Genomic DNA, 13,657 nt, shown 5'->3' on the forward strand with positions numbered 1-13,657 from the left:
AAACCATTCGGGCCGTCAAGCGTTACGGTGCACTGAGACCGGGCCGGGGGGCTCAAGATCAAGGATGCCGATGTTTAAGACCGCCGCAGCGCTCGCCGCCACCGTCACGCTCATGTCCGGGATGGCTCCAGTCGTCGCTCAGGACCAGGACGGACCGATCGTCACCGGAAATCGGGGCGCTGAAACCGCAGACGCCCTGAAGGTGCGGGAGGCGATCGCCTATGCGAATCCGCTGCCGCGCGGCGCGCCGACGCAGGATTATCCACTGGTGGCCTGGTGCGATGCGCTGGTGACGGGGCATGCGGATCTGGGCGAGACCCTGACTGACCGTGCACCCGAGGACGTCGAACTGGTGCGTCTTGGCCGTCTGGAGGCGCAGGATTTCCGCAGCGCTCTGGCGGCGGCCGAGCCGCGTCAGACGGCGGCGGCCAAGGCCGCGGCACAGCAAGCCGCCGCAGCCGCCAAGGCTCAGTGGGCGCCCCTGCTGGCCAGCGAGGACGAGGCGGCGCGGAGCCAGTCGTTCGGGCTGTTCTACGGTTTACCGGGTCGGTGCGAACATGCTGCGCGGCGTATTCGGAACAACATCACGACCCCGCCGGCGACCCCGGCTGAAGTCGGGCTTGAGGCGCCGGCGCCCGCCAACTGATCGGCAGACGATGGACTATGGAACGGCGGCCTGAGCTCGGATCAGGCCGCCGTTTCGCGTTTGGCGGCGTAAGGGTCGTAGTTGAGGATGGGGGCCAGCCAGCGTTCGCAGGTCGCCACGTCCCAGCCCTTGCGCCGGGCGTAGTCCTCGACCTGGTCCAGATCGATCTTGCCGACGCCGAAATAGTGGCTGCCCGGATGGCCGAAATAGAGGCCCGAGACCGAGGCGGGGGGCGTCATGGCGAAGCTCTCGGTCAGGGCCATGCCGGCGTTGGTTTCGGCCTGGAGCAGGCGGAACAGGGTGGCCTTTTCCGTGTGGTCGGGCTGAGCTGGATAGCCGGGGGCGGGGCGGATGCCCTGATATTGTTCGGTGATCAGGTCGTCGATGCTGGTCGCCTCGTCGGCGGCGTAACCCCAGAGCTGGGTGCGGACTTCCTTGTGCAGCCGCTCGGCGAAGGCCTCGGCCAGGCGGTCGGCCAGGGCGGTGGCCAGGATGGCGGAATAGTCGTCGCCGGCGTCCTTGAACCGTTTGGCGATCTCCAGCTCGCCGTGGCCGGCGGTGACGGCGAAGGCGCCGATATAGTCGTCGCCTTCTTCGGCGATGAAGTCGGATAGAGCCAGGTTCGGCTTGCCGTTCGACTTCTTGATCTGCTGGCGCAGGGTGTGGAAGCGGGCGATCTCCGCATCCCGGCTCTCGTCGGCGAAGACGATGACGTCGTCGCCGTCGGCGCGGGCGGGCCAGAAGCCGACCACGCCCTTCGCCGTGAACCACTTCTCGTCGATGATCCGCTTCAGCATGAGCTTGGCGTCCTCGAACAGGTCGCGCGCAGCCTCTCCGACGATCTCATCCTCCAGGATCATGGGATAGCGGCCGATCAGCTCCCAGCTGGCGAAGAAGGGGGTCCAGTCGATGTGGTCGGCCAGATCCTGCAGGTCCCAGGCGTCGAAGGATTTCACGCCGATGAAGGCCGGCTTGCCGGGCAGGGGCTGGGTCGGGTCGATGCGGAACCGGTTTTCGCGCGCCTGAGACAGGGTGGCGCGGGCCTTGACCTCCTGGCCGCGGGCGTACTGTTCGCGGATGCGGATATATTCGTCGCGGGTGGCGGCCTCGTTCTTGGCGCGCTCGGACTTGGACAGCAGGCCTGAGACGACGCTGACCGCGCGCGAGGCGTCGACGACATAGGTGGTCGAGCCGCGGCGATAGGCCGGCTCGATCTTGACCGCTGTATGGGTGCGGCTGGTGGTGGCGCCGCCGATCAGCAGGGGAATGTCGAAGCCGCGCCGCTCCATCTCGGCGGCGACGAAGACCATCTCGTCCAGCGACGGGGTGATCAGGCCGGACAGGCCGATGATGTCGACGTTATGGGCCTTGGCCTCGTCCAGGATTCGGTCGGCCGGGACCATGACGCCCAGGTCGATGACCTCGTAATTATTGCACTGGAGCACGACGCCGACGATGTTCTTGCCGATGTCGTGGACGTCGCCCTTGACCGTGGCCATCAGGATCCGGCCCGCCTGTTCGCGCGGCTTGCCGGCCTTTTCGGCCTCCATATAGGGTTCCAGCCAGGCTACGGCCTGCTTCATCACCCGGGCGGATTTCACCACTTGGGGCAGGAACATCTTGCCCGAGCCGAACAGGTCGCCGACCACGTTCATCCCGTCCATCAGCGGACCTTCGATGACGTGCAGGGGACGTTCGACGCCCAGGCGAGCCTCTTCGGTGTCCGCCTCGATGAACTCGGTGATGCCGTTGACCAGAGCGTGTTCGATCCGCTTGCCGACCGGTTGGTCACGCCATTTCAGGTCGACGACGCGGGCCTGACCCTTCTCGCCCTTGTAGCGAGGGGCCATGTCGACCAGCCGCTCGGTGTTCGAGACGTTGGTCCGCTGGGGGCGGTTCAGGATCACGTCCTCGACCGCTTCGCGCAGCTCGGGATCGATGTCGTCATAGACAGGCAGGTCGCCGGCGTTGACGATGCCCATGTCCATCCCCGCCGCGATGGCGTGGTACAGGAAGACGCTGTGGATCGCCCGGCGCACCGGCTCGTTGCCGCGGAAGCTGAACGAGACGTTCGACACCCCGCCGCTGATACGGGCGTAGGGCAGGGTGGCCTTGATGACCTTGACCGCCTCGATGAAGTCGACGGCGTAGTTGTCGTGCTCCTCGATCCCCGTCGCCACGGCGAAGATATTGGGGTCGAAGATGATGTCCTCGGGCGGGAAGCCGACCTCGTTGACCAGGATGTTGTAGGCGCGGGTGCAGATCTCGATCTTGCGCGCGGCGGTGTCGGCCTGGCCCACCTCGTCGAAGGCCATGACGACGACAGCGGCGCCATAGCGCAGGCATTTGATCGCATGATCGCGGAAGGCCTGTTCGCCCTCCTTCATGCTGATCGAGTTGACGATGGGCTTGCCCTGGACGCACTTCAGGCCTGCCTCGATCACTTCCCATTTGGAGCTGTCGATCATCACCGGCACGCGGGCGATGTCGGGCTCGGCCGCGATCAGGTTGAGGAAGGTCCGCATGGCGACGGCGCCGTCCAGCAGGCCCTCGTCCATGTTGATGTCGATTATCTGGGCCCCGGCCTCGACCTGTTGACGCGCGACGTCCAGGGCGGCCGAATAGTCGCCCTCGACCACCAGCTTGCGGAATTTGGCCGAGCCGGTGACGTTGGTCCGTTCGCCGACGTTGATGAAGGTGGGGCGCATCAGGCGAGTGCTTCCTGCCAGCCTGTGATGGGATAGGAATGCACTTTTCTTGGCCCCGCCTTGATCAACCGTTGTCCTGTCTCGCCTTGTCCGATCCAGGAGAATTCGTTTAGGCCCCTCGTCGTCAACATCACTGCAAAGGCAGGCATTAGGCTCGACTTCATCGTCACATATCGAACACGGCCATCACGGCAGGCGTCCAAGACGGCGAGTACCCAGCGGGCGTTGGCGGGAGTCATCGGAATTTCATCTTCACCGGCGCTGCTAAGAGAAAACGATAAGTCCGTCTCGGATGCGCTTACTTCAAGTCGGGGGTGTCTACGGTCGACTGGGTTGGTCCAGATGAGGATTGCATCATGTGAGCGACGAAAGCGTGCTCGAAAACCAGTATCAAGGCTGGAAACAAACTGTTCGAGTTCGTCAGAAAACGCTTTGAAATCCTCTCGAGAAATCTCCACCTTCATCACGCCACCATCTCGAAGGGTTCGAGCCCCGACAGTCGCAAGGCCACCGGGCGTTCCGGGATCGCGCGCGGCTTCAGCGGGGCGACCTCTTCGGCGACGTGCTTGATGTGATCCGGCGTCGTGCCGCAGCAGCCGCCGACGATGTTGACCAGGCCGGACGCCGCCCATTCCTCGATGAAGTGGGCGGTCTCATGCGGTTCCTCGTCGTACTGGCCCATGGCGTTGGGCAGGCCGGCGTTGGGATAGGCGGCGACCAGGGTGTCGGCGACGCGGCTCAGTTCGGCGATGAAGGGGCGCATCAGGTCGGCGCCCAGGGCGCAGTTGAAGCCGACGGCGAAGGGTTTGGCGTGGCGCACGCTGTTCCAGAAGGCCTCGGCCGTCTGGCCCGACAGGGTGCGGCCCGATCGGTCGGTGATGGTGCCGCTGATCCAGATGGGCAGGGCGTCTAGCCCCTCGTCCTCCAGGTCCTTGATGGCCTTGATCGCGGCCTTGCAGTTCAGCGTATCGGTGATGGTCTCGATCAGATAGAGGTCGACGCCGCCCTCGTTCAGCGCCTTCACCTGATGGCGATAGGCCTCATAGACCTGGTCGAAGGTCACGCTGCGGGCGCCGGGGTCGTTCACATCGGACGACATCGACAGCATCTTGTTCAGCGGGCCGATGGAGCCGGCGGCGAAGCGCGGCTTGTGCGGCTCCTTTTCCGTCCAGCGGTCGGCGGCGGCGCGGGCCAGTTTGGCGCCTTCCAGATTGATGTCCCAGACCGCCTGGGCGTCCAGCGCGTAGTCTTCCTGGGCGATGGTGGTGCCGGAGAAGGTGTTGGTCTCGGATATGTCGGCCCCGGCGCCGAAATACTGGTCGTGCAGGTCCGAGATGATGTCCGGGCGGGTGATGCAGAGGATGTCGTTGTTCCCCTTCATCTGGTGCGCCTCGTCATAGCCGTTGGCGGCGACGAACCGGTCGGCGCGGAAGTCGGCTTCGGACAGACCGCGACGCTGGATCATCACGCCCCAGCTTCCGTCCAGGACGAGGATGCGTTCCTTGGCCGCTTGGTGGAGGGCGGCGATGCGTTCGGCGCGGGTCATGCTTGAACTCCTTGGGGCGTCGAGAGCCCCTCCGTCACGGCGCAAGCGCGCCGCGCCACCTCCCCATCGCTGCGCGATGGGGAGGAGATATGAACCGTTGCGTCTCCTCCCTGATCGCCGCTTGGCGAATGGGGAGGTGGATCGAAGCGAAGCGAAGAGACGGAGGGGCTCTTGTTCACGCGGCTGCCGCCTTTTGTTCACGCACGCCCAGAACGCGGCAGATCGCATAGACCAGATCGGCGCGGTTCAGGGTGTAGAAGTGGAAGTCGGAGAAGCCCTCTTCCTGCAGACGGGCGCAGGTTTCGGCGGCGACCGAAGCGGCAAGCAAGCGACGGGTTTCCGGGTCGTCGTCCAGTCCCTCGAAATGGGCTTTGAGCCAGTCGGGGATGCTGGTTCCGCAGGCGCCGCACATGCGGGTCAGGCCGGCGAAGTTGGACACGGGCATGACGCCGGGGATCAGGGGAATGGTCACGCCCGCCGCCCGAACCCGGTCGCGGAAGCGCAGGAAGGCGTCGATGTCGAAGAAGAACTGGCTGACGGCGCGGGTGGCGCCGGCGTCCACCTTGGCCTTCAGCACATCGATGTCGTGATCGATGGAGGGGCTTTCGGGGTGTTTTTCGGGATAGGCGCCGACCGTGACGTCGAAGCCGCCGATACGGCGGATGGCGGCCGTCAGTTCGGTGGCGTTGGCGTAGCCGTCGGTGCGGGGTTGATAGACGCCGCCGATGCCGCCGCCTCCGGGCGGATCTCCGCGCAGGGCGACGATATGATCGACGCCGATGGTCTTGTAGCCGGCGATGACCTCATCCACCTCGTCGCGGCTGGCCTCGACGCAGGTCAGGTGGGCGGCGGGACGCAGCGAGGTCTCGGCGATGATCCGCTGGACGGTGCGGTGGGTGCGTTCGCGGGTCGAGCCCCCGGCGCCGTAGGTGACCGAGACGAAGGCCGGGTTCAGCGGCTCAAGCCGCCGGATCGCCGTCCACAGATTGGCCTCGGCCTCGTCGGTCTTGGGCGGGAAGAATTCGAAGGAGACGCGAACGGCGTCCTGGTTCGAGCCGGCGCGGGCGACCGGACCCAGCGGCGACAGAAGCAGGGCGCGGGCTTCGGCGAGATTGGTGGAGGACGCGGCCATTAAGCGGTCTTTCTGGCCGGGGCCAAGGATGCGGGGACGGGGCGTTCCGCCGTCCAGATCGTCACGGTCAGTCCCTCATTGTCTGGGGGCAGGGCGACGGGCGGGGACGGAGTCAGGCCGCTGTCGGTCAGCCAACCGTTGATCTCTTGGTCGGCGAAGCCCAGGCGGCGATGCTGATGCGCCTCGCGCATATGTTCGAAGCCGTGGGGGGCGAAATCGACGATCAGCAGCCGGCCGCCGGGGCAGACCAGGCGCGCGGCCTCGGCGACGGCGGCGAAGGGGTCGGCGAGATAGTGAAGCACCTGGTGGACGATCACCAGATCGGCGCTGGCGGCGGGCAGGCGGGTGGCGAAGATGTCGCCGTGGCGCAGTTCCACCTTGTTCAGCCCGGCCTTGGAGACATTGGCGCGGGCGATGTTGAGCATGTTCTGGCTCAGATCCAGCCCGACCGACATCTTGGCCTTCTTGCCGAACAGGGTCAGCATCCGGCCCGAGCCGGTGCCCAGATCGACGACGCGCTTGAAGGGGCCGGGTCCGACGGCGGCTTCCAGCGCCGCTTCGACGGCGCTTTCGCTGACATAGAGAGAGCGCAGCCGATCCCACTGGGGGGCGATCTGTTCGAAATAGGATTCGGCGGCCTGCTGGCGATCCTTCTGGACTTCGCTCAACCGACGATGATCGGCCTCTCCGGCGTCGTCGGCGAGAATATCCAGTACGGTGTCGATCAGCCGGCGGGCCTGGGCGTCATGCGACAGGCGGTAGTAGACGCGGGCGCCGTCCGGAAACCGTTCGATCAGGCCGGAGTCTGTCATCAGCTTCAGATGGCGAGACACGCGCGGCTGGCTCTGGTCGAGAATTCGCGACATCTCCATGACCGAAAGCTCTTCGCTGGCCAGCAGGGAGAGGATGCGCAGGCGGGTGGGTTCGCCGGCGGCGCGAAGGGCTTCCACAGTCTGGTCGGCGGTTAAACTCATCCGATCATATAAAGATATCCTTATATGATTTGGCAAGTAAAAACGACCTCGTACATGGCGCGACGGGAAAGCTTCAGTCCGCCGTTAAAGGACATGCAATCCCTTTGGAGTGGTTCCATGCGCAGTCTCCTGATCTCCGCCCTCGCTCTCGTCGCCGCCGGTCCGGCCCTGGCGCAGAGCGATTTCCCCGAGCCGCCGATCGGCGGGCAGATGTCGGGGCCCCCGCCGATGGGCGGAATGCGTCCGCCGGAGCGCGAGACCCTGGCCGAGATGAAGACTCGCATGATGGGCATGTTTGATCGCGTCGACGCCGATCATAACGGCGCGATCAACGCCTCCGAACTGGCCGCCTCGCCGGGCGGTCGGATGCTGAGCCGCGCCGATGCCGATGGAAACGGGCTGATCACCAAGGCCGAGATGGAAGCCGGCGCCGACGCCATGTTCAAGTCCATGGACAAGAACGGCGACGGCGTCGTCACGGCCGATGAACGCCCCCAGCGTCCGCAGCGCCCGAACTGATCACGCGACCGGCGTCTTCAGCGGCTGGCCCGCGAAATGGGCCTGAAGATTCTGCATCAGCAGCATCAGCATGCCCTGCACCCCGGCGGTCGTCGCGCCGGCGGTGTGGGGCGTCAGGACAAGGTTCGGCACATCGGCCCAGCGTGAAGGGGCTGTCGGCTCCTCGATGAAGACGTCCAGGGCGGCCTGGCCCAGGGCGCCGGATTTCAGCGCCGCGATCAGGGCGTCCTCGTCGATCACCTGGCCGCGCGAGACATTGACCAGCAGACCGTCGGGGCCCAGGGCCTCGAGCACCTCGCGCGAGATCAGGCCGCGATTGGTGTCGTCGGCCTTGCAGGCGACGACCAGGATGTCGCTGGCCTTCGCGAGGGCCAGCAGGCTGTCGGCGCGGGGCCATTCGGCGTCGTGGGGGCGGGGGCCCCACCAGGCGACCGCCATGCGGAAAGCCTCGGCGCGGTCGGCGACGGCCTTGCCGATGGCGCCCAGGCCGACGACGCCCAGTTTCTGGCCGCCGATGGAGGCGGTGATGGTGCGGGTCTCGGCGGTCCAGCCGCCGGACCGGATCTGGCGATCACCCGATACGATCTGGCGGCGCGCGGCCAGGATCAGGCCCAGGGCGTGGTCGGCGACGTCTTCATGATTGACGCCGGGGGCATGGGTGACGGGCAGGCCGCGCTCACGGCACCAGTCGACGTCGATGCCGTCATAGCCGGAGGTGAAACAGGCGATCAGGTCGAGGGCGGGGAGCTGTTCGATCAGCGCCTTGTCCAGCGGCGCTTCGCCGGCGACGATCAGGGCGCGGATGTCGTGGGCGGCCTCGATCGGCGGACCTTCCCAGAAGCGATAGACGTCATAGGCGCTCTCAAGCAGTGGAGAGAGCGGGGCGAGATGCCGCTGCATGATGAGAACGGCGGGGCGTTGGGTCATGCAGCGGCTCCTCTTTTTCGATCAGACGATTACCGCCCGAACTTCTGGTGTTGGATGCGCTTGGGGATGATGCTGTCGGCGCCCAGGCGACGCATCTTGTCCTGTTCGTAGGCTTCGAAGTTCCCCTCGAACCATTCCACGTGGCCGTCGCCCTCGAAGGCGAGGATGTGGGTGGCCAGACGGTCCAGGAACCAGCGGTCGTGGGAGATGACCACGGCGCAGCCGGCGAACTCTTCCAGGGCCTCTTCGAGGTTCTGCAGGGTCTCGATGTCCAGGTCGTTGGTCGGTTCGTCGAGCAGGATCAGATTGCCGCCCGAGGCCAGGGTCTTGGCCAGGTGCACGCGGTTGCGCTCACCGCCCGACAGCTGGCCGACCTTCTTCTGCTGGTCGCCGCCCTTGAAGTTGAAGCTGCCGACATAGGCGCGGGTGTTGATCTCGCGCTTGCCGACCATCATCACATCGGTGCCGCCGGAGATGGCCTGCCAGATGGTCTCGTCCGGCTTCAGGTCGTCCCGCGACTGGTCGACATAGGCCAGCTTGACGGTCTCGCCGACCTTGATCGTGCCGCCGTCGGGCGTTTCCTGACCGGTGATCAGCTTGAACATGGTCGACTTGCCGGCGCCGTTGGGACCGATGACGCCGACGATGCCGTTGGGCGGCAGTTTGAAGGTCAGGTTGTCGAACAGGGTCTTGTCGCCATAGGTCTTGGCCAGGCCTTCGACTTCCAGCACGACATTGCCCAGGCGCGGGCCGGGCGGGATCTGGATGTGGGCGTGGGTCTGGGCGCCGCGCATCGATTCCTGTTCCTCGACCATCCGCTCGTAGGCGGCCAGACGGGCCTTGGACTTGGCCTGACGGGCCTTGGCGCCCGAACGGACCCATTCCAGTTCGCGGGTGAGGGCGCGCTGGCGGGCTTCGGATTCCGACTGTTCCTGCACGACGCGCTTGGTCTTGGCTTCCAGCCACGAGGAATAGTTGCCCTCGTGCGGGTGGCCCTTGCCGCGGTCCAGCTCCAGCGTCCACTTGGTGACGAGGTCCAGGAAGTAGCGGTCGTGGGTCACCAGGATGACGCAGCCGGGGAAGTTTTCCAGGTGATGCTGCAGCCAGGCGACGGATTCGGCGTCCAGGTGGTTGGTCGGTTCGTCGAGCAGCAGCATGTCGGGCTTGGACAGCAGCAGGCGGGCCAGGGCCACGCGGCGCTTCTCACCGCCGGACAGGTTGGTGACTTCCCAATCGTCGGGCGGGCAGCGCAGGGCGCCCATGGCCATTTCGATACGGCTGTCGATGTCCCAGACGTCGCCGGCGTCGATCTTCTCCTGGAGAGAGGTCATCTCCTCCATCAGCTCGTCGGTGTAGTTCTCCCCCAGTTCGGCGGCGACGGCGTTGAAGCGGTTGACCCACTGCTTCTCTTCGCACCAGGCCTCGACGTTCTCGCGGACGTTCAGGCTGTCGTCGAGCTTGGGCTCCTGCTCCAGATAGCCGCGCTTGATGCCGTCGGCGGCGCGGGCCTCGCCGGTGAACTCGGTGTCCAGGCCGGCCATGATCTTCAGCAGGGTGGATTTACCCGAGCCGTTGACCCCGACGACGCCGATCTTGGCGTCGTTGTAGAAGCTGAGCCAGATGTTCTCGAAGATCTTGCGGCCGCCGGGGAAGGTCTTGGTCAGACCCTGCATCTGGAAAATATATTGCTGCGCCATGAGGTGCGGTTTCGCCCTTCGGGTTTCGTCGGATTGGGAGGTTCGGGCGGATGTAGCGATCCTGAGGCGAGAGAGCAAATGAGGCGAAGACATGCGCGGGCGCCTTCGCCGGTTTCGCGGCGAAGTTGGGGAGGGCGTGGGACGCCGGGTCTGCACCCGGGGTTTGAAGTTTTAAGTACCGTTTCGGCGCAGTCGTCGTCCCACGCGGTCGTTTTCCACACGCGCTCCGGCTGGCGGCCCTCGTCTTCGAGCCTTGCCGGATCGGCGGGCCGCCTTGCGACGGCTTCGCCGGGGCGGACGTGCCGATTGAAAATCGACAGCGGTCCGCTTTCCGAAGCGTGCGGCGAGCAGGAGACGGCATCCATCGCCGCCCCTAAGGACCCCGGCGGTCTCCTTCCCGCCGGCTTCATCGCTCGACCACAGCCCCGCCGCCGTCAGGGCGCTGGATCCGACGCCCTCCCCATCGGCGGGGATGAGAGGATTATGCTGGAGGTTTGAGGGGTGGTTAGAAGAGGAGGGTGAAATTCTGTTAGGGCGTTGAAATCGTTGAGGGGGAGGCAGCGTCATTGTGCGCGCGGACCCCCGTCTTTCGTCATTCCGGGCGAAGGGCCGCTTGGCCCGCAGACCCGGAACCCAGCGGCGCCGAAGGCGAAATGGGTCCGCCGCAAGATGTCGAGCAGCGAGTTCGCGACAGGTTCGCGCTCACGCGCGCCGCTGGGTTCCGGGTCTCCGCTGCGCTGCGCCCGGAATGACGAAAGAGGGAGGGGGGCGTCACCTTTCCGCGCGCGGGGGTGGATCATTGGGGTGGAGGCAGCGTCATTGTGCGCGGTGCGGCGTCAAAGAGCCCCTCCGTCTCGCCGCTGCGCGTCGATCCACCTCCCCACTGCGTGGGGAGGAGACAGGCGCCGCCGCCGCGTCTCCTCCCCGCTTTGCGGGGAGGGGGACCGCCGCGCCGCTTTGCGCGGTGGTGGAGGGGCTCTTGGCCGCGAACTCGCTCTCGAACGTTCAGCCGCCGAAACCGCCCTCGTCGAGGAAGGCCTGTTCTTCGGGCGTGGTGGCGCGGCCCAGGGCGGGGTTGCGGTGGGGGAAGCGGCCGAAGCGGAGGATGATGTCGCGGTGGAGGCGGCCCCATTTCTCGAGCTCGGCGTCGCCGGCGATCAGGGCCATGTAGCGGTCCTGATCTTCGAGCCGTTCGGAATGTTCGAAGGGGAGGAGGAGGAAGTTCTTCAGTTCGGGGGCGACCTGGAGGTGGTGGCCGCGCGCCACGGCCTGGTTCGCGAACATCAGGGCCAGGGGGTCGGTGGCGAACTGATGCGCCGTGCCGCGGAAGCTGTTCCTCGGATACTGGTCGAGCAGGATCAGGAGGGCGAGCGCGGTCTCGGGCGCATCGATCCAGTCGTCGCGCTCGCGCCGGGCGGCGGACAGGTGCAGATCATGGCCCCGCGCGCGAAACGCGGCGTCGAAGGCCGCGTCCTTGGCGAACCAGTTTTCGGGACCGGCCTCTTTCCAGAAGGCGACGACGTCGGATGGGGCTATGAAGGCGGTCATGAGCCAGATCCTAGCCAATACGTTGCCCGTCTTCCATGACCGCGACTGCGACCTTTCGATCCTTCGCGGCAAGCGCGTGGCCATGATCGGCTACGGCAGCCAGGGGCGGACCCATGCGCTGAACCTGCGCGATTCGGGCGTGACCGACATCGTCGTGGGCTTGAAGACCGGGTCGAAGACGCGGGAACGCGCCACGGCCGACGGCTTCTCCGTGATGACGGCCGCAGAGGCCGCGGCGGGGGCGGACGTGGTCGCCGTCATGACCTCGGACGAGGCGCACCGGGACCTGTGGCGCGACGAGCTGGCGCCGAACGTGCGGCCGGGCGCGGCCCTGGTCTTCGCCCACGGCCTGTCGGTGCGGTTCGGCCTGGTGGAGCCGCGCGCGGACCTGGACGTCATCCTGGCCTCGCCCAAGGGGATCGGGCCGCGCATCCGCGACCTGTACGAGGCCGGAGAGGGTGTCTTCTGCCTGTTCGGGGTGCATCAGGACGCCACGGGCGGGGCCCACGCCCTGGGCCTGTCCTATGCGGCCGCCCTGGGATGCGGGCGCAAGGGCATCCTCGAGACGACGATGAGGGACGAGTGCGAGAGCGATCTCTTCGGGGAACAGGTGGTGCTGTGCGGCGGGATCGCCGAACTGATCGATTCGGCCTTCATGAAACTGGTCGAGGCCGGCTATCCGCCCGAGGTGGCCTGGTTCGAGTGTTTCTATGAAGCCAAGCTGGTCACCGACCTGATGTATGAGCGCGGCATAGCCGGCGCCTTCGCCAAGATCTCCAATACGGCGGAGTACGGGGCCTATCTGACCGGGCCGCGCATCATCAACGCCGCCTCGCGCGCGGCGATGGACCAGGTGCTGGCCGAGGTGCAGGGCGGGGGGTTCGTGCGGGCCCTGATGGCGGATTACGACGCCGGTTCGCCCGACCTGCTGGCGCGGCGCGGGGCCCTGGGGCGGCGGCCGATCGAGTCGGTGGAGGCGCATCTGAACGAGGTGGCGCGGCTGGCGCGGGAGACGGCGGCGAACGACGACTGATGCGCAGGAGATTCGTCATCCTCGGGCTCGACCCGAGGATCGGCTGTGGATCGGGCTGTGCGTCCTCAGTGACGCAATGCGGCGGACGGCCCGGCCCTCGGGTCCAGCCCGAGGGTGACGATCATATAGAATTTTAGAAAGAGAAGATGGTCGGAGTGAGAGGATTCGAACCTCCGACCCCTGCGTCCCGAACGCAGTGCTCTACCAGGCTGAGCCACACTCCGACCGTGGGGGCTGGCCTGGCGGCGTCGCCCCGAAGTGAGGACGCGGCTTATAGCCATGGGTTTCGGACCCCGCAAGCGTCCATTTCGACCTTCTTTGCACGGGGCTTTGCACGGGGCGAAAATAGTCCTGAAAGAGGGTGTTGCATCCGAAAACGGTTTGGCCTATCTGACCGCCTCCGCCGCGCGAGAGCGCAGCGGTCGCCGGACCTGCTGGGGAATGGTGTAATGGTAACACTCCGGTTTTTGGTACCGTCATTCTAGGTTCGAGTCCTAGTTCCCCAGCCATCCGCTTTCACTGGATTTGAGCCTGTTTCAGCCCCACGGCGGCCATGCCGGTTGCCGATTCCGCCGCTAGGGGTCATCAGCGCGGGCGCGACAACGGCGAGATCGTATCCTCGGATGAGTTCGCGCCATTCCGGCGTCAGGGCGTCCAGATCGGTGCTGCGCAAACGGCGCAAATCCACGAGGCGCCAATCGCCTGCGGACATGTCAGAGGGGCGGCCAGCGTCCGCTTCATCAGCCGCGCCCTGCGGCCCACTGCGGACGCCAAATCCGCAAGGCTGACATCCTCCTTCATGCGTTCGGCCAGAACGAGCGGCGCTTGGCCGTGCCGAAAGACATTCTCGACCGCTCTGTTCAACGCGAATTGGTTGACGCGTGATTCTGGTCAGCGAAAACGGTCCTTCGGCGGCTGTTTTTCGGG

Annotated in this window: 11 protein-coding genes and 2 tRNA genes; 4 read left to right on the forward strand and 9 right to left on the reverse strand. The window is 66.1% G+C overall.

Going from position 1 to position 13,657, the window contains the following annotated elements:
• Positions 1-70 precede the first annotated feature (70 nt).
• A complete protein-coding gene (locus PKE72_RS13965) occupies positions 71-646 on the forward strand; it encodes a hypothetical protein (RefSeq protein WP_271165988.1) in 576 nt (191 codons plus the stop codon).
• 41 nt (positions 647-687) lie between these two features.
• Here the strand turns inward: PKE72_RS13965 and metH are convergent, their stop codons facing one another.
• From metH to PKE72_RS13990, 5 genes are all read right to left on the reverse strand, one after another.
• On the reverse strand, positions 688-3,354 hold the full coding sequence (metH, locus tag PKE72_RS13970; protein ID WP_271165989.1) for a methionine synthase: 2,667 nt from the start codon (positions 3,352-3,354) through the stop codon (positions 688-690).
• Entirely contained in the window at positions 3,354-3,818 is a 465-nt protein-coding gene (locus tag PKE72_RS13975; RefSeq protein ID WP_271165990.1) for a hypothetical protein, read from the reverse strand. Before PKE72_RS13975 ends, metH begins: the two co-directional genes overlap by 1 nt.
• The gene (locus tag PKE72_RS13980) at positions 3,818-4,900 is read right to left on the reverse strand and encodes a homocysteine S-methyltransferase family protein (protein WP_271165991.1); all 1,083 of its coding nucleotides are present in this window, start codon (positions 4,898-4,900) and stop codon (positions 3,818-3,820) included. Before PKE72_RS13980 ends, PKE72_RS13975 begins: the two co-directional genes overlap by 1 nt.
• 175 nt (positions 4,901-5,075) lie before the next feature.
• Complete coding sequence (gene metF, locus PKE72_RS13985; RefSeq protein ID WP_271165992.1) at positions 5,076-6,032, reverse strand: methylenetetrahydrofolate reductase [NAD(P)H]; 957 nt, start codon at positions 6,030-6,032, stop codon at positions 5,076-5,078.
• Positions 6,032-7,006, reverse strand: coding sequence for an ArsR/SmtB family transcription factor (locus PKE72_RS13990; protein ID WP_271165993.1), 975 nt, complete (start codon positions 7,004-7,006; stop codon positions 6,032-6,034). Before PKE72_RS13990 ends, metF begins: the two co-directional genes overlap by 1 nt.
• A gap of 117 nt (positions 7,007-7,123) precedes the next feature.
• On the opposite strand from PKE72_RS13990, the gene PKE72_RS13995 reads away from it, so the two are divergent.
• Positions 7,124-7,525, forward strand: a complete 402-nt coding sequence (locus tag PKE72_RS13995; RefSeq protein WP_271165994.1) for an EF-hand domain-containing protein — start codon at positions 7,124-7,126, stop codon at positions 7,523-7,525.
• Here the strand turns inward: PKE72_RS13995 and PKE72_RS14000 are convergent, their stop codons facing one another.
• The 3 genes from PKE72_RS14000 to PKE72_RS14010 form a co-directional block, all read right to left on the reverse strand.
• Complete coding sequence (locus tag PKE72_RS14000; RefSeq protein WP_271165995.1) at positions 7,526-8,452, reverse strand: 2-hydroxyacid dehydrogenase; 927 nt, start codon at positions 8,450-8,452, stop codon at positions 7,526-7,528. It abuts the gene before it with no gap.
• A gap of 29 nt (positions 8,453-8,481) precedes the next feature.
• Entirely contained in the window at positions 8,482-10,149 is a 1,668-nt protein-coding gene (gene ettA / locus PKE72_RS14005; RefSeq protein WP_271165996.1) for an energy-dependent translational throttle protein EttA, read from the reverse strand.
• 1,005 nt (positions 10,150-11,154) lie between these two features.
• A complete protein-coding gene (locus PKE72_RS14010) occupies positions 11,155-11,697 on the reverse strand; it encodes a DUF924 family protein (protein WP_271165997.1) in 543 nt (180 codons plus the stop codon).
• Between PKE72_RS14010 and ilvC the strand changes: the two genes are divergently transcribed.
• Positions 11,696-12,730 (forward strand): ketol-acid reductoisomerase, encoded by a 1,035-nt coding sequence (ilvC, locus tag PKE72_RS14015; RefSeq protein ID WP_271165998.1) that lies wholly within the window; start codon positions 11,696-11,698, stop codon positions 12,728-12,730. The two genes, PKE72_RS14010 and ilvC, sit on opposite strands and share 2 nt — an antisense overlap.
• A 147-nt stretch (positions 12,731-12,877) precedes the next feature.
• Here the strand turns inward: ilvC and PKE72_RS14020 are convergent.
• Positions 12,878-12,954: transfer RNA gene (locus tag PKE72_RS14020), tRNA-Pro, on the reverse strand.
• 211 nt (positions 12,955-13,165) lie between these two features.
• Here PKE72_RS14020 and PKE72_RS14025 point away from each other — a divergent pair.
• Positions 13,166-13,239: transfer RNA gene (locus tag PKE72_RS14025), tRNA-Gln, on the forward strand.
• Positions 13,240-13,657: the final 418 nt, after the last annotated feature.

The organism is Brevundimonas intermedia (assembly GCF_027922165.1).
GTDB lineage: Bacteria > Pseudomonadota > Alphaproteobacteria > Caulobacterales > Caulobacteraceae > Brevundimonas > Brevundimonas intermedia.

Bases quoted from the DNA above. Each gene is read 5' to 3' on its own strand.
- PKE72_RS13965 (WP_271165988.1), top strand. From the start codon at position 71: ATGTTTAAGACCGCCGCAGCGCTCGCCGCCACCGTCACGCTCATGTCC.
- metH (WP_271165989.1), bottom strand. From the start codon at position 3,354: ATGCGCCCCACCTTCATCAACGTCGGCGAACGGACCAACGTCACCGGC.
- PKE72_RS13975 (WP_271165990.1), bottom strand. From the start codon at position 3,818: ATGAAGGTGGAGATTTCTCGAGAGGATTTCAAAGCGTTTTCTGACGAA.
- PKE72_RS13980 (WP_271165991.1), bottom strand. From the start codon at position 4,900: ATGACCCGCGCCGAACGCATCGCCGCCCTCCACCAAGCGGCCAAGGAA.
- metF (WP_271165992.1), bottom strand. From the start codon at position 6,032: ATGGCCGCGTCCTCCACCAATCTCGCCGAAGCCCGCGCCCTGCTTCTG.
- PKE72_RS13990 (WP_271165993.1), bottom strand. From the start codon at position 7,006: ATGAGTTTAACCGCCGACCAGACTGTGGAAGCCCTTCGCGCCGCCGGC.
- PKE72_RS13995 (WP_271165994.1), top strand. From the start codon at position 7,124: ATGCGCAGTCTCCTGATCTCCGCCCTCGCTCTCGTCGCCGCCGGTCCG.
- PKE72_RS14000 (WP_271165995.1), bottom strand. From the start codon at position 8,452: ATGACCCAACGCCCCGCCGTTCTCATCATGCAGCGGCATCTCGCCCCG.
- ettA (WP_271165996.1), bottom strand. From the start codon at position 10,149: ATGGCGCAGCAATATATTTTCCAGATGCAGGGTCTGACCAAGACCTTC.
- ilvC (WP_271165998.1), top strand. From the start codon at position 11,696: ATGAGCCAGATCCTAGCCAATACGTTGCCCGTCTTCCATGACCGCGAC.
- PKE72_RS14010 (WP_271165997.1), bottom strand. From the start codon at position 11,697: ATGACCGCCTTCATAGCCCCATCCGACGTCGTCGCCTTCTGGAAAGAG.